Genomic DNA, 21,505 nt, shown 5'->3' with positions numbered 1-21,505 from the left:
CTATTAATCTGCTAATTCTTCTTCGTTGTCTAGAACCGCCTCTGTATGATCACAAGACGTACATTGTAGCTTGGTTCCTTGCTTATTACGTTTCTCAATCATCCAAGATCCACATGATGGACATGGTTTTATAGAAGGTCTATCCCATGAAACGAAATCACAACCAGGGTACTGATCGCAGCCATAGAAAACACGCCCTTTTTTACTGCGTCGCTCCACAACCTTACCTTCATGACATTTAGGACAAGTTACGCCAATATCCTTGATAATCGGTTTTGTGTTTCGGCAATCAGGAAAGCCAGAGCATGCTAGGAATTTTCCAAAGCGACCCAGCTTATACACGAGAGGTTTGCCGCATTTCTCACAGATCTCATCAGAGACTTCATCTTCAATCTCAATTTCTTTCATCTCTTCTTCCGCGAACACCAAACGCTTCTCAAACGATTCGTAAAACTCTGCAAGAACCTTTACCCAGTCTTCTGAGCCCTCTTCCACATGGTCAAGATCCCCTTCCATGTTCGCCGTGAACTCAACGTTTAGGATTTCCGGGAAAAATTGCTCCATCTGCTCTATAACAAGCTCGCCAAGTTCGGTTGGCATGAATTTTTTCTCTTCAATAGCCACATACCCACGCTTCTGGATGGTTTCCAGCGTTGGGGCATATGTACTTGGACGGCCTATACCCAGCTCCTCAAGCGTCTTTACAAGTCTTGCTTCCGTATATCGTGGAGGCGGTTGTGTAAAGTGCTGCTTAGGCTCGATCTCCTGCTTATTTAAAGCATCTCCCGCTTGAAGCGGCGGCAAATACTTGTCTTCATCTGTAGTTCCGTCATCGTTGCCTTCTACATAAACCTTCATGAACCCGGGGAATGAAACCTTCGAACCAACAGCTCTGAATGTAGCAGTACCTGCAGCAATATCGACCGAAAGCGTATCCAGCAGGGCAGAAGACATCTGACTTGATACGAACCGCTCCCACACTAGCTTGTAGAGACGGAATTGATCACGGCTCAAGAACTCTTTGACCATTTCAGGTTCGCGTAATGCCGAGGTAGGACGAATCGCTTCATGCGCTTCCTGTGCTCCAGCTGCCTTTTTAGAATACTGCCGTGGGGATTCTGGCAAGAACTTCTCACCATACTTAGCTGTTATAAGCTCTTTAGCTTCATCCTGAGCGGTGACAGAGAGACGCGTGGAGTCTGTACGCATATAAGTGATCAAACCTACGGTACCTTCTTTACCGAGTTCCACACCTTCGTATAGCTGCTGTGCAACAGACATTGTCTTAGCGGCACGGAATCCAAGCTTACGGGCTGCTTCCTGTTGTAGGGAGCTGGTGGTAAAAGGAGCCGAAGGATGACGTTGTCTTTCCTTCTCCTTCACATCACTCACCTTAAAAGATGCGTTCTTAATGGCTTCAAGAACCTCCTGAACATCACTTTCCTGGTTCAGTTCTTTTTTCACACCATTCAGCTTATGAAACTTAGCTTCAAAGACGGAATCCCGTATTCCAAGCTTGGCTGTTATGCTCCAATATTCGGTGGGTACAAAAGCGGAGATTTCATTCTCACGATCCATAATGATCTTCACGGCAACGGATTGTACACGTCCAGCAGATAAACCTTTTTTGACTTTCTTCCATAATAGAGGGCTAATCTTGTACCCTACCAGTCGATCCAGAATACGTCTAGCCTGCTGTGCATTCACGAGATCCATATTAATCTTACGCGGTGTCTTAAAAGCATCTTTTACCGCTTGTTTGGTGATCTCATTAAAAACAACTCTGCATTCTTGTGTATTATCTAAATCCAGCGCATGCGCCAAATGCCAAGCAATTGCTTCCCCTTCGCGGTCGGGGTCAGCTGCGAGATAAACTTTTTTAACTTTTTTACTAGCGTCTTTCAATTCCTTCAATATAGATCCTTTACCGCGGATAGTAATATATTTGGGACTGAAATCATTCTCCACCTCAACACCAATTTGACTCTTCGGTAGATCTCTAATATGTCCCATTGATGCCTTTACAATATATTTACTACCTAGATATTTGCCAATTGTCTTCGCTTTTGCAGGCGACTCGACAATAACTAATGCATCTGCCATAGACTCTTCCTCCTCGTTAACACTCGCACCTCTATATTAAATTACCTTATAAATAGCTCCTGGTAATTGTGTTACCGCTTTTTTTATGATTAAAGATAACAGAACTGAATGCAAATGTCCAAAATCCCATCCTGTTCTTACAAGCAGATCGTCCAATATAAAAGGGCCTTGATGCAGTATATGGTATAGGTGAGACTCCTCATTTGTCAATTTCTTTTCAATCATAAAGTCGTCTGCTGTCTGTTCGGTAGTGCTATTATTCCCTGTTTTTATTACGTTTGTCGGCAAATAAGAAGTATATTCTTCTATAATATCTAATCCACTGGTTACCAGCTTTGCACCCTGTTTGATAAGCTCTAACGCCCCTCTGCTCTTAGGTGATGTGATAGGTCCGGGAACTGCGAAGACATCCCTTCCAGCTTCCAAGGCAGCATCGGCTGTAATAAGTGATCCACTGCGACTGTCAGCCTCCACGACCACTGTCCCCCGTGATAAACCTGCTATGATCCGATTACGCTGTGGAAATAATCCAGGATGACTTTTAGTTCCAAGAGGATACTCTGTGATGACAAGCCCTTTTTGAGAGATACGCCGCTCCAGCTCAATATTCTCAGTTGGATAGACTTTGTCCAACCCTGTTGCCACTACCGCTATCGTCCCTCCACCGCTTCTTAGCGCCGCTTCATGACAAATGCTATCGATCCCCCTCGCAAGTCCGCTAACCACCGTTAGACCTGCTGCACTAAGCTCCTCCGCGAGAATCTCCCCTACCTTTCGTCCATATGCTGTTGGCACACGAGTGCCAACCATCGCCACACTAGGAGTTGATAACAGTTCCAATCGACCTCGATAATAAAGGATCCACGGTGGCTGTGTCGTCTCCTTCAACAAAACAGGATAAGCCGCATCAAACACAGTTACCATCTTCACTGCACATTCTTCCATTAATAAGCGCCTTTTGGCGATCCACTCTAACGTATATATGGAAGCAAGATAATTCGACAGCTTTCTGTTCAATCCGATCGTTTCCCAATCTTTTGCACTACAGGAAAATGCTCGTTCTGACATTAAGCCGGCTCTGCGGATCTTGTCGATACTCTTCCAGCCAATCCCCTCCACTTCATTAAAACCAAACAGCAGATCTTTTTCTTCCATATAAGTTTACTCTCCTTTAATGGAAGGGTTAGCCTTCCCTATTTGTAACATGAATTTGACGAATGCAATATTTTCTTTTAATTCAATATTTTTCTATATTAAAAAACAAAAAAAGCAACCTTTCATCCCTTGGATAGGAACAAAAGGTTGCTTACCTCTGAAATAATTATACACGAAAGAAGCCCACTCGCGTAGAGTGAATTCCTTCAATTATATAAAATAATTAATGCGTTGTAAATGCGCTAAGAATACCGCGTTCTTCAAGCACACTCACAAGCGTTGAGCCCATTTCGGCAGGTGTAGGAGCGACCTTGATTCCGCACGATTCAAGTACGGCAATTTTCTCACTCGCTGTTCCTTTGCCTCCGGAAATAATAGCACCCGCATGCCCCATACGTTTGCCAGGAGGGGCAGTAGCACCGCCAATAAACCCTACAACCGGCTTAGTCATATGCTCACGAATCCACTCTGCTGCTTCTTCCTCTGCGGTTCCGCCAATTTCACCAATCATGATGACTGCCTTTGTACCCGGATCCTCATTAAAAAGCTTCAGAATATCAATAAACTCCGAGCCTTTAACAGGGTCTCCGCCAATACCTACAGCTGAAGATTGCCCGATTCCACGCGTGGTCAGCTGATGAACAGCCTCATAGGTTAGAGTTCCGCTGCGCGAGACAACACCTACATACCCTGGCATATGAATATAACCCGGCATAATTCCTATTTTGCATTCCCCAGGAGTGATAACTCCCGGACAGTTGGGTCCGATCAATACAGTAGAGCGCCCCTCCATATAACGGGACACCTTTACCATATCAAGCACTGGAATCCCTTCGGTAATACAAATCACCAAGTCGAGTTCTGCGTCCACGGCTTCCATTATGGAGTCTGCTGCGAATGCTGGCGGTACATAGATTACACTAGCGGTTGCGCCTGTAGCCGCCTTAGCAGCTACAACAGTATCGAATACCGGAAGGCTAACCTCACTGCCATTTTCAAGCGTGATATTGACAGATGTTCCACCTTTACCCGGTGTTACCCCTCCAACCATCTGTGTTCCATAATCCAGCGCACCTTTAGTATGGAACAAACCCGTTGATCCTGTAATTCCTTGCGTGATAACTTTCGTATTTTTATCTACAAGAATGCTCATGCCTTAAGTCACATCCCTACTTATATTGTCAAATACGATAACTGGCTTCCTAAATCAGGCCATTATTGCACAAGAGACACAATCTTACGGGCACCGTCCGCCATAGAATCAGCAGCAACAATATTAAGTCCCGATCCAGCCAAAATCTGCTTGCCTAATCCAACATTTGTTCCCTCAAGACGCACAACCAGCGGTTTGGTCAAACCCAGTTGACTAGCCGCTTCTACAACACCGTTAGCGATAACATCACAGCGCATAATACCGCCGAAAATATTAACAAAAATCCCGTTCACCTTTTCATCCGATAAAATGATTTTAAAGGCTTCTGTTACCTTCTCGGTCGTTGCACCGCCCCCTACATCCAGGAAGTTGGCGGGTTCGCCCCCATAATACTTAATAATATCCATAGTCGCCATCGCGAGACCTGCACCGTTTACCATGCACCCAATATTGCCATCAAGCGCAATATAGCTAAGGTCATACTTCGAGGCTTCGATTTCCTTTAAATCCTCTTCATCCAAATCCCGCAGCTCTAGAATATCCTTATGACGGAACAAGGCATTGGAATCAAAATTCAGTTTGGCATCCAGTGCCATCACATTCCCATCCGCAGTCACTACCAATGGGTTAATTTCGGCAATAGAGCAATCTTTATCCACGAAAGCTAAATATAGCGCTTGCATGAATTTCACAGTTTTGCCTACCAGCTCATTGGGAATAGAGATGCTGTAAGCCAGCTTGCGCGCCTGGAAAGTCTGCAAACCCACTGCCGGATCAATGATCTCTTTAAAAATTTTCTCCGGATGTGTTGCAGCTACTTCTTCAATCTCAGTACCGCCTTCTTCAGAAGCCATCATGACCACTCGGCCAGTTCCTCTGTCAACTACGATACCAATGTAATACTCCTTAACAATTTGACAACCCTCTTCAATGAGCAGTCTTTTTACTACCTTACCCTCCGGTCCAGTCTGGTGAGTTACTAGAGTCTTTCCAAGAATCTCAGTTGCGTAACTACGCACCTCATCGATATTCTTAGCAACCTTTACTCCTCCAGCTTTACCGCGTCCACCTGCGTGAATCTGAGCTTTAACTACAACAACTGGTGTGCTCAGTGACTCTGCGGCTTCTACCGCTTCCTCCACTGTATAAGCTACTTTTCCATTCGGTACGGCTACACCGTACTTCTTAAGCACTTCTTTTCCCTGATACTCGTGGATATTCATAGCGGTAGCCTCCTAAAGTAGCGTGGTGACTAAACAGGCAGCCTGTCGTCATCTCGCTTTCCGTTTTGATTGCCGCGGGGTTAGGGATAGGCTGATGTTATACATGCAGCACTATTCCGGAACCAGCAGAAACTGATCTACCACTCGTAAAAAGAATGGCACTATTTCTGCAAGAGACATTGTGTAAATCTATAAGACTAAGCTTATATTTACCTATATGCCATACAAAGGAACCCAGAATAGTGTAACATGTTTTTAAAACGCTTACCTTAAATATATTCATGATTTGTACACATTTTTTCGCTTGATTTCATGCCGAAATGCGAACGATCGCATTGACTCCTTACTACGCTTACTTTTTACTATCTTGGATATTAGCTTCGTGAACACGATTCAATAAGTCTTTAAACTGATCAAGTAGCTCTATGGATTCATTATTAGTCAGTGTCGTTTCTTCCATCATTTTGCCGGGAATACACACGGCATCACTTTGGAGTGCCCAGCCTTGTTTCGTTAGTGAGATTAATACTTTTCGCTCATCCTGCATCGAGCGTTCACGTATAATCAGGCCTGCGGCTTGCAAGCGCTTCAATAGCGGAGTCAGCGTTCCTGAATCCAAAAATAACGCCTCACCAATCTCTTTCACTGTACATTGCTGCCGTTCCCATAACACAAGCATTACTAGGTATTGGGAGTAAGTTAAACCGATCTTATCCAAATACGGTTGGTACAGCTTTGTAATCTCACGCGAGCAAGCATAAATGGTAAAACAGAGCTGATTCTCGATCAGCAGCTCTGGGGTTGTAGTCATTTTCTGCATATCTTCTTCACTCATTTTCATATTTATTCACCTGCCTTATCTCTTTATTTTATCATAATTCACTCACACATCATAATAATAGCAAAAAATTAATTTGACTTTTATATTAATTGTGATAAATTAGATTGTACACAAACTAATTAATGAATAGGAGAGATTTATTATGATGACAATTCAACAAAAGATGTATGAAACAACAGTTAAAGCGGTTGGGGGAAGAAACGGTTATATAGAATCAGAAAGTCCTAAACTCAACCTTACGATCAGTACACCACGCGAAATGGGTGGTGCCGGTGGTGAAGGTACTAATCCTGAACAATTATTTGCAGCTGGCTACTCCGCTTGTTTTGACAGTGCCCTAAACATGGTTGCTCGACTTGGCAAAGTGAAGATTGAAGGCAGTGAAGTTACGGCTACTGTTAGCTTTGGTAAAGTTGAAGATGGCGGGTTCGGCATTGCGGTTAAGCTTGACGTGCTGGTTAAAGGCGTTGACAGAGAAACCGCAGCATCTTTGGTAGAAGCTGCCCATGGCGCATGTCCTTACTCCCGTGCTACTCGTGGCAATATCGAAGTAGAATTGAATGTACTGTAAGAAATTATAGAGAAAAATGTATGTGAAATTCACTAAACGATCTAACCTTCGTTTGAATACGTGGCATTTCGCATTCGAAGTAGCTAACGGACACAGTTGATCTTAAACGCAACTTAATCCCATATTTGGAATGCTATCGGACCTCATGGAAGCTATTGGAATGAAAATCACCCAATATAACCTTCTTCCGAAGGAATAGCGTCTCCAGAGTCCGAACCTACGCTCCAAGGGCTAAAAACTTGCAAATAACGTCCTCTAGGTCCGTTCCGTAAACATCAGAGGATAATAATGATTCGGCGGTGTTCGTAACTAACGGTCCATAATATAGAGCAGCGATTCTCCCATAACGGGAATCGCTGCTCTTTTATCTTTATTCCTCCGCTATTACCTGCCGATCCAGATTACGGTATTGCACAGCTTCCGCGAGATGTGCAGAAGAAATATCCTGTGCACCCTCTAGATCAGCTATGGTACGGGATAGCTTAATAATCCGATCATGCGCTCGCATGCTTAGACCTAAATTCTCCAAAATGTCATACAGCATTTGAGCACTCTCTCGGTTTAGGCTCGCATATTTCCGAAGGGAAGCACCGGAAAGTTCACTGTTCCATGAAATCGCCAGTCGTTTGTAACGTTTAGCTTGGATGGCCTGAGCAGCCAACACCTCCGCACGCATATCTGCTGACGATAAAACATGCCCCTGCCGATCCCATTCCTTCGGGCGGGGAACATCAACCTGTAAGTCGATCCGATCCAATAAAGGACCAGATATTTTTGCCCGATATTGGGCAATCCTGGCAGGACTACAGGTACAATTTTGCTGGGAGATACCGCTTCCAAAAAAGCCGCAGCTGCACGGATTCATCGATGCAGCGAGCATGAATTTGGCAGGAAAAGTAAAGGAAGCTCGGGCACGACTTATAGTAACCACCCCATCTTCGAGGGGCTGTCGCAGCACTTCAAGTACATTCCGAGAGAATTCTGGCAATTCATCCAGAAACAGAATACCTCGATGTGCAAGACTTACCTCACCTGGCTTGGGAATACCGCCCCCTCCAATTAATCCGGCAGAAGATATCGTGTGGTGTGGAGAACGAAATGGACGACTTCGCAGCAAACCGTTGTGTGCATCCTTCAAATTTCCAGCCGCACTAAAAATTTTGGTTACCTCCAGCGCCTCACTGTCCGACAATTGCGGAAGGATACTGGGAAGGCGTTTGATCAGCATCGTCTTGCCTGTGCCAGGTGGACCGATGAGCATAATATTATGCATTCCTGCAGCCGCGATAGTTAGTGCTCTTTTCACATGTTGCTGTCCAAGCACATCACTGTAATCATCCATAATCTCATTAGCTTCGGAAGAAGCAGCCTCAGAATCAGAATATATAGGGTTATATTTGAGATGCTCTACAGAAAGAACAAGCACCGGAGGTTGTTCTTTTGCCCCCGCCCCCATACTCACGGATACAGGAAAAGGAAGTGGTGATCCTTCAGATTCTTCTTTAGGAACTAGCTTATCTATAATCGGACCAAAGCTGGCCACAGGTTCAGCAGCATTCACTAACGCTTGCAAATGGTTGAGGGTGTAAACATTCATGCCACTGATTAAAGCGGCTTCTGCCGCATTGCCCTGCGGGAGCAGAACGGCTTTAAACCCGCTTTTACGCGCTGCTTCAACCATCGGCAGCACACCCGATACCGGACGCAGACTGCCGTCGAGCGCAAGCTCTCCAATTAAAAGCATCTCTTGAGCTGAAGGCATAATCAACTGGCCACTAGTTATCAGTATGCCTAAAGCAATCGCTAGATCAAAAGCGGAACCTTCTTTACGCAGGTCAGCTGGGGCAAGATTGATCGTAATACGCTGCTGTGGATAGCGGTAACCGCAATTTTTAACGGCAGCCCTAACTCGTTCAACAGCCTCGCGAATTGCTGAATCTGGTAAGCCAATGATATTCGTCTGCGGCAATCCATTTGCAAGATCGATTTCCACACCAATCATTACCCCTTCAATCCCATACAGACACGCGCTAAACATTTTCCCATACATAATAAAAACACCTCATCTCCTGAAATACACCCTAATTTGGGGTGTCATAGCTTCAAGAAAAAAGGTGCTTCCTTATTTTCCAAATATATATTAGCTGTTAAGTACATTATAGAAGTTGTGTCCTAACGCAATCTGTGAGCAATTTATCTCTAGAATAAGAAATTCAAGTTTTACATAAAAGCGAAAGCGCATCTCTAAAGACCTACATCAATCTCCTTCTTTAACTACGACCGAGTCCCTAATCTGCTCAAAAGTCAACGGTTTATAGTTCCAATGCTCTACACAAATGTTAAAATGATTGTTTCCCTCATATTTTTGCCCATGAATATGGCCGTGCACATTTACGTAAGGCATATGTTTATTCATGTACATAGGCTCATGTGAGAGGAAAAAGAAATCCTTATAAATCAAAGGATATTCACTAACCTCATCAAAACCTGCCTCAAGCCACCAGCTTCGGCTGCGGCCGCGATCATGATTGCCAAGGATCAGGATTTTGTATCCATGCAGCCTGGCCACAATCGCACGAGTCGCCTCCTTATTAAAAAAAGAAAAGTCTCCCAAATGAAATACTTTATCGTCCGGATTCACTACCGAATTCCAACTTTCAATCATAACTTCATTCATTTGCTCTACATCGTTGAAGGGTCTGGATTCAAAATCAATGATCAACTTATGCCCAAAATGATGATCTGATGTGAAAAAAACCTTAGCCATTTGCACCCTCCCTTTGTTCCTATTCTAATGACAGTATGTATGAAAAAAGCTCCGACTACCCATAAACCCTAGGAAATTCGGAGCCCCGAGGACTTTTCCGCCTAATTTCTCACGAAATTATACGTATCATTCTATGTCATGAGGCGATGACGGAATACCTCTTTATTGTTAATGTTACTTTTCCCAGTCGCGCCGCTTACTCGAACGTTTATTAACATCACTCTGAATCAGTTCAGCTAAAGGAGGCGCCTCCTCATTGTCAATAAGCCAGCCACGCATCTCCTTGATCGCTTCCACCTGTCCATTGCCTTTGTCACGCCATGTAAGCAGTTCAATAACTCTAATTACAAGCGCTAAGAGACTGCTATTGCTGTTTTGCGACTTTTCAGCCCGGATTTTTTGAAATAACGCTTCATTTTCCCAATCTATTAATATTTCCTCCGCTATAGTGGGCCGCATTACCGTGAAGGTCTTATTGCAATTATCGCAACAGACGACAGATATTGGCTCTGCTTTAAATTTCACTTCAATCTTCTGCTGGCAATATTGGCATGTAAAACTAACCTGCATTTCAGAAGGTTTATTCTTCACTAGACAGCCCTCCTCATGATGACATTAAAAAGTTACTCCTAATGTTTACCCATTTCTTTTGAGAAATGACCCACAGTGCGGAAGGTATGTAAAGACTTTTTTATCAGATCAGCAGTAAATTCATAAAGAATCGCATGAGAAAAGTGAGTTACTCTTAAAACGCCTCGCGAATATGACTAAGTGAAGCTAGGCTAAGATCGTCATTTAACAAGACGCTAATTACATCAAAAGAAACCCGCCGTTCCTCATAACCCTTCATATGCAAATAAACCTGTGTTGTATTCCGAACCTGGTTTATTTTGCGAGCATTCACCGATTCTTCTGGAGTTCCCTGAAGCAGCTCTCCACTGCGGCTACGAACTTCGACAACAACAATACAGTCTTCACGCTCCGCAATGATATCAAGCTCTCCAGTACGACAACGCCAATTCCGTTCCAATATCATATACCCGCTAGAAGATAGGTACTGCACAGCTCCGTTCTCTGCAGCAGTTCCTTTCTCTTTGCGGTTATAGTGTTTTCTTACATATGGCTCTTTCATTCTCGCCCCCGTTCACCAGCGGAACGATCGCTCTGATACACAAAGCTAAGGATTTCTGCCACCAGCTGATAGAGCTCAGACGGAATCTGTTGGTCCAGATCAAGCTTTGAAAGAACCTCCACGAGGGCTGCATCTTCCTGAACAGCAACCCCGCTCTCCTTAGCCTTTTGCAGAATAAGGTCTGCTATCGCGCCTTGTCCCTTGGCTACTACGACAGGAGCCTCGTTTTGTCCGGGACTATATTTGAGAGCGACCGCTTTTTTGAGCCCTTGTGAAATTGGCTGTACAGGCTCATTCATATACGGTAATCCACTCCTTTGTAAGCCTCAGGAACATAATCAACAAACTTATTAGTATTGGAACCAGCAAGCTCTTTAGGTAAATTCAATTCTGGCAAGGGTTCGGTTCTTAAACCTGATAATTGATAACCGATGGATTCTACTGCAGTTTTTATATCATCACGCCGCGTCTCCAGCAGCTCAAGCACCCACGGATGATCATTATGAAGCTTAAGACTAACGATTCGATCTACAACCTGCACGTCTACCAATGTCTGCCCTAGCTGCTTCATGTCCAAATCGAACCATAATCGACAGTTAGCTGCATCCAACTCCCCTTTGCGGCCCCGCCTGGACTGGATATGAACCGATGCAGTTTCCTGCCCATCTGGACCTTGCAGCGGCAAGAACAGTGTAACCTGCGCGAAGGGAGCAGTCCGGTCTGTATTCAGCAGCAGCTGTTGGCCTGTCAGCTGCTGCACTAGCCCGCTCGCGGCATCTTTTACCGCGGGCGGCACCTCGCTGCTGCTCATAAGCTGCAGCAGCACGCCCTTCAACGTGTCGGCAGCTTGCTCCCCGCCGACACTGCCTAGCGCGGCTGCAGCTGTCCCCGCTGCCGCTCGCGCCGTCTCCGCGGCCGGCAAAGCGCCGCCGCGCACGGCCTGCTGCTCGTGCTCCGCACCGAGCAGCTTCAACACCCGCCCCACCCACGACTCCGCATCCGCGGGTGGGGCGGTGTCTGGCTGCACCGGCGAAGCCGCAGCAGCCGTGGTCTCCCCGCGCGGCGCTGCCGGCGCGGGGGCAGGATCTTGTCCCGCCGCGTCAGCGGGCGGGACGTTCGCGAGCTGCGGCATGCTGCCGCGCAGCTCGGTGAGCACGCCCTGCAGCTTCGCGAGCAGGGCAGCCCCGCTAGGCGCAGCAGCTTGGCTTGCTGCACCAGCTTGGTTTGCCGCAGCAGCTTGGCTATCTGCACCAGCTGATCCAGTGGCGCTTGTATTCGCGCCACTGACACTGCCCTGCGCTCTATCTTTATTTAGACTCATTTCATTGCCATGAGTTTCGCTCCCATTAGAACTATTTTGATTGTTTACAATCCCGTCCCCTTGCGTGTTAGCGGCACTACTCTGAGTCCCGGCAGCAATCGTAGAAGTTGTCTTCCCAGCCAAAGGTTCACCAGTATTTCCACTCTTCAAGAGCTGAACAACCTCACCAGCCTCTTCGGGCACCAGTGGCTTGGCAGTTACAATACCGGTTTCATTCTCAGGAGCTTCAGCTGTACTCGCAGCTGCACTTCCCGATATTTCTGATTTCACTGAATTCAAAGGAATTGCAGGTTCGTCAGAAATAACTCCGGCTCCCATTGCCCCTCCCGTTGCAGCAGCACTTCCGCTTGTAGTAGTAACACCAGTGCTACCTTCAGCAGGTTTACTTACAGGTTGTCCAGTCCCTTTAACCGCCACCTGGTCCATTTCCGCATCAGCATCACCTGCTGATACCGCTTCCCCGTTAATCACAGCGCCTGTACCTGTCGTTACAGGAGCATTCAGCTTTCCGGTTTGGGTACCCATTTCAGCTTTAGCTTCAGCTGTTGTTGTTTCTTCACCGGCGACTTGACCTGCCCAAATCGTAATCTGTTCTTCGAGCGCTGACAAAAGCTGATGAAGCTGCGGACCAAAAACCGCCTGCTGCAATCCTTTCACACTTTCAGGGGTAACCGGCAGGCCCCGCTTTACAGAAATGACAGCTGCATCAAGCCACTCTGAGGTCGGCACGCCCGCAGGTTTCGCACTCATTACAGCATCCAGAATCGCCGCTGTCTCTTTGGTAAGCGGAATACCACCCGACTGCATCGCCAACACAATTTCCCGACCCGCTTTGGAGTCAGTAAGCCCAAGCGATTCCAACGCCTCGCCCATGTTTTGCGGCGTAGCTAACACCATTTCGCCGAGGGAGACCGGCTTCAATACGGGCAATCCGCCTTCTCCGGGTGCTCCAACCTGCAAGTTCAGGGTCTCTCCTGGCAGTAGTGGTGTTTCCAACTCCGCACGAACAGGTGTACCTTGAATCTGCACAACGGCTTCTTTTCCCGAATCCGATACAGACAAAACAACACCACGTACAACTTGCCCTTCTTTTAATTCCAAAGACTTGGCCGCTCCCGGTTTATTATCCCCGAGCAATCCGCGGATCAATGTTCCGATATTCATACCGTTTCTCCTCCCTCCATTTTCTCTCTTCTTACTATATCGGTATTAATCCGACTTTTTTGAGCGGTGAATTTATCCAAGCTCAAGCGCCTTTGGCGTCTTTTATATTCTGATATTTTAAAAAAGGGTTTGCTGTTCAGCAAGAATCTTCCCAATAAAGCTGCGCCGATGCATAGGTGTCGGACCTAACGCCGTAATTTGTTCCCTGTGAAGCTTGGTCGCATAACCTTTATGTATCGCAATCCCATAATCAGGGTATAATTCCTCCCACACCCCTTCACACAGTCTATCTCTTGTTACTTTAGCTATAATCGAAGCTGCCGCAATGGACTGGCTGTTAGCATCCCCTTTTATGATCGCCTGCTGCGGCAACGGAAGATCTACTTTTTCAGCATCGATTAACATATAGTCCGGGGTATGACTAAGACCTTCTACCGCTTTTTTCATCGCCAGACGAGAAGCCTGCTTAATATTAATTTCATCAATCATGCGGGAATCCACATAACCTACACCAATAGCTATCGCCTGCTCCATAATAATCTCGAATAAGGCATCTCTTTTTTTCGCTGTAAGCTTCTTAGAGTCGTTGACGCCATCAATAATAAGCCCTTCCGGCAAAATCACCGCTGCTGCAACAACATCCCCAAACAAACAACCTCTGCCTACTTCATCTACGCCGGCTATACGGCGATAAGACTGTTCCCAGCCCTCTTTTTCATAGCTCAACATATCTATCGTACTCACGAATCTGTCACCGCCAATTATAATTTATTCTATAAACTACATAAGTCAGCTTACCATAGTAAAGCTCACATGGTCATGTACAAATAACCACTCCAATTTGATCCAAATCGGCAAAAAAAAGAGCCCCCGAAAAATTCCGGATGGCTCTTCCATACCCATTCATTTAAACGCCTTTAAGGTGTTTCCAGCGTAAAACGACCAAGCTTACCTGCCCGCAGCTCATGCAGCAAAGCACGTGAAGCTTTTTCCAGATCAACACGTCCACCGCTAATCAGACAACCGCGTTTGCGGCCCACGGCTTCCATAACTGCGACGATCTCATCAGGGTTCTCAAGATCCTCAGGAAGCTTCTCAATACCAAAGCGTTCTTGAAATCTGGAACCATAATCCTTCACCAAATACTTCACTGCATAAAAAGCAATGTCCTCAATGTTCAGGATTTCTTCTTTGATCGCACCCGTCACTGCCAAGCGGTAACCCACGTCTTGATCCTCAAACTTCGGCCATAAGATACCAGGAGTATCCAGAAGCTCCAGATTACCTCCTGTTTTAATCCACTGCTGGCCCTTAGTAACCCCCGGGCGGTCACCCGTAGCAGCGATACTCTTACCAGCCATTCGATTAATCAGCGTTGATTTACCGACGTTAGGAATACCGACGATCAATGCGCGCATAGCTCGTGGGTTCATTCCTCTTGCGATCTGCCGATCAATTTTTTCCTTCAGCAGCAGCTTGACCTGCTCCGGAATCTCCTTGACGCCTGTTCCAGTAGATGCATCCACAGGATGGGCAACATGCCCTTGTTCCTTAAAGTAAGCCAGCCACTTCCGAGTAATTTCCGGATCCGCCAGATCCGCTTTGTTCAAAATAATTAATCTCGGCTTGTCCCGCAAAATATCGTCAATCATCGGATTGCGGCTGGAAAGCGGCAGACGGGAATCGAGCAACTCTATAACAACATCAATCAGCTTCAGCTTATCCTCGATTTGCCGCCTAGCCTTCGTCATATGACCAGGAAACCAATGAATGGCCATTGCCGTCACCTCCTTTGACTTCTGTCAACTTAATGGTTAATCAGTGTAATATCTTTTATCGGCCAGAAGATTAAATCTGCACGACCCACAATATCACCCAGCGGCACATAGCCAATCATCCGGCTGTCTGTACTATCCGAGCGATTATCCCCCATAACGAAAATATGTCCTTCTGGTACAGTACCATCCGTGAATTTTTCATTTGGGAAATCTTTATTATTATACAGAGCGTTGTTACTATGCGCAGCATCAATAGCGCCTTGGATGTAAGTCTCGTTAACAACCTCACCGTTAACTGTAACTACATCTCCTTCTACTTTCACAGTATCTCCAGCCACACCAATTACACGTTTAATAAAATCTCTGCCTTCAGATGGCACGTGGAATACAATAACCTCACCCCGCTGCGGTGATCTTATATCGTATAAAATTTCATTAACGATAACACGTTCTCCCGTATGGAAATTAGGCTGCATGGAAGGTCCATCTACAATAAAAGGCTTGAATAAAAGCCAGCGAATCAGTATAACCAGAACTAAAGCAATCGCAATGGCCTTGACCCATTCCAGCACTTCATTTTTCTGTTTACGTGGGTTCTGCTCGCTTGATTCCAAAGTTTCGCTTTGTTCCTGCTGCATAGTTCACCGTCCTCTCTTAATACTACTCTTACTATACAACACAAAAAAACTCCTGCCAAAAACCCCTCCACAGATACTCCTTCAGGAGGCCTTTTCGGAGAAGCTTATCCCCAAGCGTATATGTCACACGCATTGTATACCAAGCTAAAACGCCCTCAGCGTCCTTTTAAGGACGGTAAGCGTTTATGCGAGAAATTTAAGAATAATGTATAACGTAAAACTTATGCTTTTCTTATATTTTCAAAAAAAAATAAAGCGAAAGGGGCTTGAACTCAAGCCCCTCTCCTCTGTCACTATTCTAGCGACGAATTTCTTTAATTCTCGCTGCTTTACCACGTAGTTCACGAAGGTAATAAAGCTTAGCACGACGCACTTTACCACGACGAGCCACTTCGATTTTTTCGAGTTTAGGCGAGTTGATTGGGAATGTTCTTTCCACACCAACACCGTAAGAAATTTTACGAACCGTAAAAGTCTCACTGATTCCACCGCCACGACGTTTGATTACAACGCCTTCGAACAACTGGATACGCTCACGAGTTCCCTCGATAACTTTTACATGCACCTTCAAAGTGTCACCCGGACGAAAACTAGGGATATCTTTACGAAGTTGCTCTTGCGTAATAGCTTGTAGGATATTCATTAAGGACTTCCTCCTTCCGTACAGGTGTTCTTGCCTCTTCCGGAGAGATCTAAGCTCTCCCTCATTATCCGCAGCGGACCACCGTATTCCACACAACAGAGTTAATAATATCATAAAGGACGGGCTAATACAACTTATTTTTCTATTTTATAACGGCAACATATCTCTTTTTTTTGCCTTAGACTGGCAGTCTTTACACAAGCCGACCACGGTTCCGTTGTCTTGAGCATAGAAGATCAACTTTCCATTCTTCTTCTTGCAAGAAGAGCAAGGCTGCTCCCCTGGACTCTGTTTGGCTTTGCGATGACTATCCATTGAGATCACATTACTGCTAGTGGTGCGCAAAGGATTGCTTGAGCTGCTTGTTTTCTTTTTCTGAGCTATATAATACACAACACCCAGCGCTAGCAAGGCAAGCAAAATAACTACATATTGCATCTGGCTCCCTCCGCTCTTCATGATTTAATTGAGGTAAGAAAATAAAAAGACCGCCCTGTGATGCAAGTAAGGCAACGGTCTATATCGTATTCGCAAACTAGCCCTAGCACATCTCACTTTAAAAAGCGCTTTTCAGTAGCTGCTGAAGATTATATATGAGAGCATCTTCGCTCTTTTTATATGTATCCTTACCCATTTTAATGTCAGCGTAAGATCTATATTACATTTTAGCACAATTGAAATTTGAAGTGTAGTGAACACTTTTTAAATACCTAGTCTTTGGTCCAGTATATTAACCCGTCTACAGCCGTTTTTACAATAAATCCCCGTAGGCTATACTTACAGAAGTACGTACATAACGTAGCGCTTAGGGAAAAACACATATACCCTAAAATAAGGAGGATTTTATTCAATGAAAAAGAGTAATACAACTAGCGTAATGGCAGCTGTAGCCGTCTTGTCCATCGTACTTCTGGCAGGATGCACAGAGTTACCGGGTAGGCAATCCGCTAATAACGAACTAGGAAAGAATATTACTGAAGATGTGCAGCAAAATATTGGTGAGGCTGTGAAGCAAGAGTTAGGTAAAGCCGCTGCAAGCGTGGAGCAAGCCGTTCAGGATACAGCTACCAAGGTGGTCGACGAAGTTAAAGCAAACAGCATTAGCAAAGAACTATCCTTATCAAAAGAGATCGGCTCTGCTTCAGTGCTTAGCATGAACAATGCAGTGGGAGAAATTGAAGTTACATCAACTACGGGTGATCAAATTAATGTAAGTGCAACAATCTTAGCGCATAACGGCTCTGCCCATAAAGCTGACCGTCAGAAAATCTTGGATGACGCTGAGATTTCAATAGACGTTAGTGGCGATACTTTGAAGGTATCTACAAATTCCAAATCAAATCCGAAGAAGGATTTATGGACTTGGGCTCAAGATAAATACGGCTATTCGGATTTTAGTATTAACTATACTATAGAGATCCCCACCAGTATGGATGAATATCAAATCACCAATAATGTCGGACAAATTCATCTCCGCAATCTGGACGGAAACTACCGCATCGTCAGCAACGTTGGAGCTATTGATATCGAAGGAGCGAACATCACCGGTAAGTCCACTCTAGAGTCTAATACAGGAAGCATACGCATGGATATAGCCGGAATGAAGAGTGATAGCCGCCTTAAAGCGACAACAAATGTGGGTAGCCTCAATGCTGTTCTAGCCGATGGCGTGAAATGTAGCTTGGTGGCTAAAAGTGATCTAGGCCAGATCACCGGGGTTGAGGGTGGCAAACGTGATGTTAACGGAGGAGGTCCATTGTTGTCCTTAAGCTCTGATATAGGCGCAATTACAGTAGAGTAACCAACCACTAATAAACAGACCGTCCGGATGAGCGGACGGTCTGTTTTTGCATCATCATGATTAAATTAATGCAATAGCCAACAGCGTGAACAAGCTGAGAGTTAAAATATTGTCTGCAGCATAAGGGTAACCAAAAAATGCAGAAGTCTGCACAGGTCCATTTGATCCTGTTCTTAAGTAAACATTATATCTGTCCACATCTGTAATCACACCTTCATGCTGTCTGCCATCAGTAGTCAGGATACGTACCCTTCTATTCTTACAACGTAAGCAATTATAATAAGCCTCCACTAGTGTACTCCTCCTCATTCGTAATGATATACTCTATGGTGAGGAGTACAGGTCGGTAACGGCTAAGTTACATAGGTCATTTGTTTGCATCGATATTTACTTTCCGTTCTCTGCATTTTTTGTATTCCCAAAGGTTATATATAAGGAAAGACATATTTTCGGCTTGTTATCCGTACCATCCTATCCATTCAAGGAGGCCAATCGAATGAATGTAGCACGTAAACAGTTTATTAAGGAAGGCGTACTGCGTATTACCATCTTTATTATTTTATCATCGCTTACCTATACCGTTCGCAACTATGCATGGGCAGTTACTGTTCTCGTATGTTTTGCGCTTTACGCTCTACTTACAGGAGTATATCGCCTCTTTCGCAAAGAGTAGAATGCGCCTCCACGAATTTTTATAGTTAACCAAACACCCCCTTTCCAAAGAGTTTTTAATTTTCCTTGAAGAGGGGGTGTTTACATTCTGATCAGAGTCACAGGGTTTGACCTCTCTTAGCAGGAACAATAAAACCATTAGATGTAGTGAACTTTCGTTCGCTATACTCTAATGGTTTTATTGGACTTGCTTATTCATACTTAATTATTAATCTTATATGTTCAAGCTTTAAAGGGCGAATGGGAATTACGATTTGCGATTTGTATAATAATCGATAATATCATTCACGGTGCGGAGCGGCTCCGCTTCTTTGTGGATCGTGTCCACGCTAGGCTTGAATTCTTCACGCGTCTTCGTAGTCACTTCAGTTCATTCCTTTCAATAGTTAAGCTTGCTGCATCGTAAGCTGCATATAGTATTACGCCACCTCTATCTATTACCCCAAATAGAAGAGTTCAACGCACATATGCTCATTTGTTTTGGAAATTACGCAAAAAAAAATACGAGATTATAGCCCTTCTTATATTTAAGTAAACATAACAAAAACGCCTCCTTAACGTAAGATACGTTAAAAAGACGTAAAATATGCCTGTTTTATTAAAATTTTACTCCGGCTTGATTTCATTTTTCAGACGTTCCAGTGTTTTCTTGTCTTTCAACGTTAGTTCTGCACTTTCGAGCAAATCAGGTCTACGTTCAAATGTACGCTGTAACGCTTGCTCTCTTCGCCATACTTCGATGTTGGCATGATGGCCACTCAGCAACATATCTGGTACCTTCCAGCCCCGAAATTCAGCTGGCCGAGTGTAGTGGGGATATTCCAACAGCCCTGTACTGAACGAATCCGTGATCGCAGAGGTTTCATTTCCAAGCGCTCCTGGCTGTAGCCGAACTACTGAATCAATAACCGTCAGTGCCGGTAGTTCTCCACCCGTTAACACGTAATCGCCAATCGACAGTTCATCTGTAACCAGATGCTCCCGTATCCGCTCATCGTAGCCCTCATAATGACCACATATAAAGATTAGATGCTGCTCTTGTGCCAGTTCCTCAGCAATCTTCTGATTATACGTCTTTCCTTGCGGGCACATAAGAATGATGCGCGGCTTCACAGAGGAAGGCGTCGGGACTGCAGATTCAGAACCATTCTCCAAAGGACTAGCCTCGATCCCCAATACATGTTCTACCGCTGCAAAGATCGGGTCAGGCTTCAGTACCATGCCCCCGCCCCCGCCATACGGTGTATCATCTACACTGTTGTGCTTATTTCCTGAGAAATCACGAAAGTTCACAGCATTCAAAGATACAATCCCTTTTTCGCGTGCCTTACCAAGAATGCTTGTGCTAAATACGCCTTCGCACATCTCCGGAAAGAGCGTTAGCACATCAATTCTGATCATGGCAATAGTCCTTCCATTAAGTGAACCGTAATTCGTTTGGCCTCAATGTCCACGTTCAGCACTACATCGTTAATTACAGGGATAAGGATGTCTTGCCCTTTAGCAGGCTTAACAACCCACACGTCATTTGCACCTGGCTGTAAAATTTCCGTAATTGTGCCAAGCGGTTCATTTCCAGCATCATCCGTATAAACTTCACAGCCAACGATTTGGTGGAAGTAATATTCGTTCTCTGGCAGATCAACCAGATCATTACTTGGTACCTTAAGCAAACTTCCCTTATACTTTTCCACTTCGTTAATATTGGTATATCCCTTAAGCTTAACGATAAACATACCCTTATGCTCTCGAGCGGATTCTACAGTCACTTCAAATTTTGCACTGCCATCCGCAGGGATGACGAACAGTTTCTTGTCTTTAGCGAAACGAACCTCAGGAAAATCGGTATGGGATAATACTTTAATCTCCCCGCGAATTCCATGCGTATTCACAAGCCGGCCTACGGTTAATTCTTCCGTCATATAACCCTCTCCTTTACAAGCTTCATCTATATATTTGAACAAAAAGGAGCCGGGATATACTATCCCTAGCCCCTCATTGTACGCATTATTTAAGATAAAATATCTACAGTTACGCGTTTATCGCTCTTGACTGCTGCAGATGTGACTACTGTACGGAGCGCCTTGGCGATCCTGCCTTGCTTGCCGATGACCTTTCCTACATCATCTGGATGTACGGACAGCTCATAGACAATCAAGTGTTCTTTCTCCACAGCCCGTACCGTCACATCTTCTGGATGATCCACTAAAGCCTTAGCAATTACTCCAACTAATTCTTCCATAGAGGACCCTCGCAATCAGTCATTATTTCTGTTGCTTAAGCTCATGAAACTTCTTCATCACGCCTGCTTTGGAAAGCAAGTTGCGGACGGTATCAGATGCTTGCGCACCTGTTTGAAGCCATTTAAGAGCTTTTTCCTCATCGATCTTAACTACTGCCGGTTGTTCAATCGGATTATAATAACCGATTTCCTCGATAAAACGACCGTCACGAGGGGACCGGGAATCGGAAACCACTACACGATAGAAAGGCGCTTTATGCGCTCCCATTCTTTTTAGACGAATACGTACTGCCACGAAAAA

General features: G+C 45.0%; 24 protein-coding genes. 3 read left to right on the top strand and 21 right to left on the bottom strand.

Going from position 1 to position 21,505, the window contains the following annotated elements; all coding sequences use genetic code 11:
- Positions 1 to 3: 3 nt before the first annotated feature.
- From topA to NST45_RS08750, 5 genes are all read right to left on the bottom strand, one after another.
- Positions 4 to 2,103 carry a type I DNA topoisomerase gene (topA, locus tag NST45_RS08770; RefSeq protein WP_036688567.1) on the bottom strand — a complete coding sequence of 700 codons (2,100 nt, stop codon included), beginning with the start codon at positions 2,101 to 2,103 and terminating at the stop codon, positions 4 to 6.
- A 36-nt stretch (positions 2,104 to 2,139) separates the two neighbouring features.
- Positions 2,140 to 3,258 carry a DNA-processing protein DprA gene (gene dprA, locus NST45_RS08765; protein WP_076143838.1) on the bottom strand — a complete coding sequence of 373 codons (1,119 nt, stop codon included), beginning with the start codon at positions 3,256 to 3,258 and terminating at the stop codon, positions 2,140 to 2,142.
- 223 nt (positions 3,259 to 3,481) lie between these two features.
- Complete coding sequence (sucD, locus tag NST45_RS08760; RefSeq protein ID WP_036688571.1) at positions 3,482 to 4,411, bottom strand: succinate--CoA ligase subunit alpha; 930 nt, start codon at positions 4,409 to 4,411, stop codon at positions 3,482 to 3,484.
- A gap of 62 nt (positions 4,412 to 4,473) precedes the next feature.
- On the bottom strand, positions 4,474 to 5,634 hold the full coding sequence (sucC, locus tag NST45_RS08755; protein ID WP_038571984.1) for an ADP-forming succinate--CoA ligase subunit beta: 1,161 nt from the start codon (positions 5,632 to 5,634) through the stop codon (positions 4,474 to 4,476).
- Between the two features lie 352 nt (positions 5,635 to 5,986).
- Positions 5,987 to 6,475: a MarR family transcriptional regulator gene (locus NST45_RS08750; protein WP_235219564.1), complete on the bottom strand. Its 489-nt coding sequence runs from the start codon at positions 6,473 to 6,475 to the stop codon at positions 5,987 to 5,989.
- Positions 6,476 to 6,617: 142 nt separating this feature from the next.
- Here NST45_RS08750 and NST45_RS08745 point away from each other — a divergent pair, with 142 nt between their 5' ends.
- Entirely contained in the window at positions 6,618 to 7,046 is a 429-nt protein-coding gene (locus tag NST45_RS08745) for an organic hydroperoxide resistance protein (protein ID WP_036688575.1), read from the top strand.
- Positions 7,047 to 7,416: 370 nt separating this feature from the next.
- Here NST45_RS08745 and NST45_RS08740 read toward each other — a convergent pair whose 3' ends face one another.
- The 11 genes from NST45_RS08740 to NST45_RS08690 all read right to left on the bottom strand — a co-directional run bounded on the left by NST45_RS08740 (position 7,417) and on the right by NST45_RS08690 (position 16,927).
- On the bottom strand, positions 7,417 to 9,096 hold the full coding sequence (locus NST45_RS08740) for a YifB family Mg chelatase-like AAA ATPase (RefSeq protein WP_076141005.1): 1,680 nt from the start codon (positions 9,094 to 9,096) through the stop codon (positions 7,417 to 7,419).
- Positions 9,097 to 9,303: 207 nt separating this feature from the next.
- On the bottom strand, positions 9,304 to 9,813 hold the full coding sequence (locus tag NST45_RS08735) for a metallophosphoesterase (RefSeq protein WP_076100363.1): 510 nt from the start codon (positions 9,811 to 9,813) through the stop codon (positions 9,304 to 9,306).
- A gap of 174 nt (positions 9,814 to 9,987) precedes the next feature.
- On the bottom strand, positions 9,988 to 10,404 hold the full coding sequence (locus NST45_RS08730) for a hypothetical protein (protein WP_051491578.1): 417 nt from the start codon (positions 10,402 to 10,404) through the stop codon (positions 9,988 to 9,990).
- Between the two features lie 154 nt (positions 10,405 to 10,558).
- Positions 10,559 to 10,945, bottom strand: a complete 387-nt coding sequence (locus tag NST45_RS08725; RefSeq protein WP_038571990.1) for a YraN family protein — start codon at positions 10,943 to 10,945, stop codon at positions 10,559 to 10,561.
- Positions 10,942 to 11,244 (bottom strand): EscU/YscU/HrcU family type III secretion system export apparatus switch protein, encoded by a 303-nt coding sequence (locus NST45_RS08720; protein ID WP_076141006.1) that lies wholly within the window; start codon positions 11,242 to 11,244, stop codon positions 10,942 to 10,944. The genes NST45_RS08725 and NST45_RS08720 overlap by 4 nt, the downstream gene beginning before the upstream one ends.
- Entirely contained in the window at positions 11,241 to 13,430 is a 2,190-nt protein-coding gene (locus NST45_RS08715) for a hypothetical protein (RefSeq protein ID WP_076141007.1), read from the bottom strand. The genes NST45_RS08720 and NST45_RS08715 overlap by 4 nt, the downstream gene beginning before the upstream one ends.
- 117 nt (positions 13,431 to 13,547) lie before the next feature.
- Complete coding sequence (locus tag NST45_RS08710; protein WP_076100429.1) at positions 13,548 to 14,159, bottom strand: ribonuclease HII; 612 nt, start codon at positions 14,157 to 14,159, stop codon at positions 13,548 to 13,550.
- A 188-nt stretch (positions 14,160 to 14,347) separates the two neighbouring features.
- Complete coding sequence (ylqF, locus tag NST45_RS08705) at positions 14,348 to 15,208, bottom strand: ribosome biogenesis GTPase YlqF (RefSeq protein ID WP_036688587.1); 861 nt, start codon at positions 15,206 to 15,208, stop codon at positions 14,348 to 14,350.
- A gap of 29 nt (positions 15,209 to 15,237) precedes the next feature.
- Positions 15,238 to 15,846 (bottom strand): signal peptidase I, encoded by a 609-nt coding sequence (gene lepB / locus NST45_RS08700; protein WP_036688589.1) that lies wholly within the window; start codon positions 15,844 to 15,846, stop codon positions 15,238 to 15,240.
- A 298-nt stretch (positions 15,847 to 16,144) separates the two neighbouring features.
- Positions 16,145 to 16,489 (bottom strand): 50S ribosomal protein L19, encoded by a 345-nt coding sequence (gene rplS / locus NST45_RS08695; RefSeq protein WP_036688590.1) that lies wholly within the window; start codon positions 16,487 to 16,489, stop codon positions 16,145 to 16,147.
- A 147-nt stretch (positions 16,490 to 16,636) separates the two neighbouring features.
- Positions 16,637 to 16,927: a hypothetical protein gene (locus tag NST45_RS08690; RefSeq protein WP_038571998.1), complete on the bottom strand. Its 291-nt coding sequence runs from the start codon at positions 16,925 to 16,927 to the stop codon at positions 16,637 to 16,639.
- Positions 16,928 to 17,339: 412 nt separating this feature from the next.
- Between NST45_RS08690 and NST45_RS08685 the strand changes: the two genes are divergently transcribed.
- On the top strand, positions 17,340 to 18,290 hold the full coding sequence (locus NST45_RS08685; RefSeq protein WP_076141008.1) for a hypothetical protein: 951 nt from the start codon (positions 17,340 to 17,342) through the stop codon (positions 18,288 to 18,290).
- A 60-nt stretch (positions 18,291 to 18,350) separates the two neighbouring features.
- Here NST45_RS08685 and NST45_RS08680 read toward each other — a convergent pair whose 3' ends face one another.
- A complete protein-coding gene (locus NST45_RS08680) occupies positions 18,351 to 18,581 on the bottom strand; it encodes a hypothetical protein (protein WP_036688596.1) in 231 nt (76 codons plus the stop codon).
- Positions 18,582 to 18,786: 205 nt separating this feature from the next.
- Here NST45_RS08680 and NST45_RS08675 point away from each other — a divergent pair, with 205 nt between their 5' ends.
- Entirely contained in the window at positions 18,787 to 18,963 is a 177-nt protein-coding gene (locus NST45_RS08675) for a hypothetical protein (RefSeq protein WP_155288145.1), read from the top strand.
- Between the two features lie 605 nt (positions 18,964 to 19,568).
- Here NST45_RS08675 and trmD read toward each other — a convergent pair.
- From trmD to rpsP, 4 genes are all read right to left on the bottom strand, one after another.
- A complete protein-coding gene (gene trmD / locus NST45_RS08670; protein ID WP_076141092.1) occupies positions 19,569 to 20,360 on the bottom strand; it encodes a tRNA (guanosine(37)-N1)-methyltransferase TrmD in 792 nt (263 codons plus the stop codon).
- Entirely contained in the window at positions 20,360 to 20,884 is a 525-nt protein-coding gene (gene rimM / locus NST45_RS08665) for a ribosome maturation factor RimM (protein ID WP_038572005.1), read from the bottom strand. The genes trmD and rimM overlap by 1 nt, the downstream gene beginning before the upstream one ends.
- An 89-nt stretch (positions 20,885 to 20,973) precedes the next feature.
- Complete coding sequence (locus NST45_RS08660; protein WP_036688600.1) at positions 20,974 to 21,204, bottom strand: KH domain-containing protein; 231 nt, start codon at positions 21,202 to 21,204, stop codon at positions 20,974 to 20,976.
- A 22-nt stretch (positions 21,205 to 21,226) separates the two neighbouring features.
- Positions 21,227 to 21,499, bottom strand: a complete 273-nt coding sequence (rpsP, locus tag NST45_RS08655; RefSeq protein WP_036688604.1) for a 30S ribosomal protein S16 — start codon at positions 21,497 to 21,499, stop codon at positions 21,227 to 21,229.
- Between the last annotated feature and the right edge of the window lie 6 nt (positions 21,500 to 21,505).

This window comes from Paenibacillus sp. FSL R7-0163, from assembly GCF_037969975.1.
GTDB lineage: Bacteria > Bacillota > Bacilli > Paenibacillales > Paenibacillaceae > Paenibacillus_AQ > Paenibacillus_AQ odorifer.
Note: the sequence above shows the minus strand (reverse complement) of the source record. Positions and strands in the feature narration are given on the sequence as shown.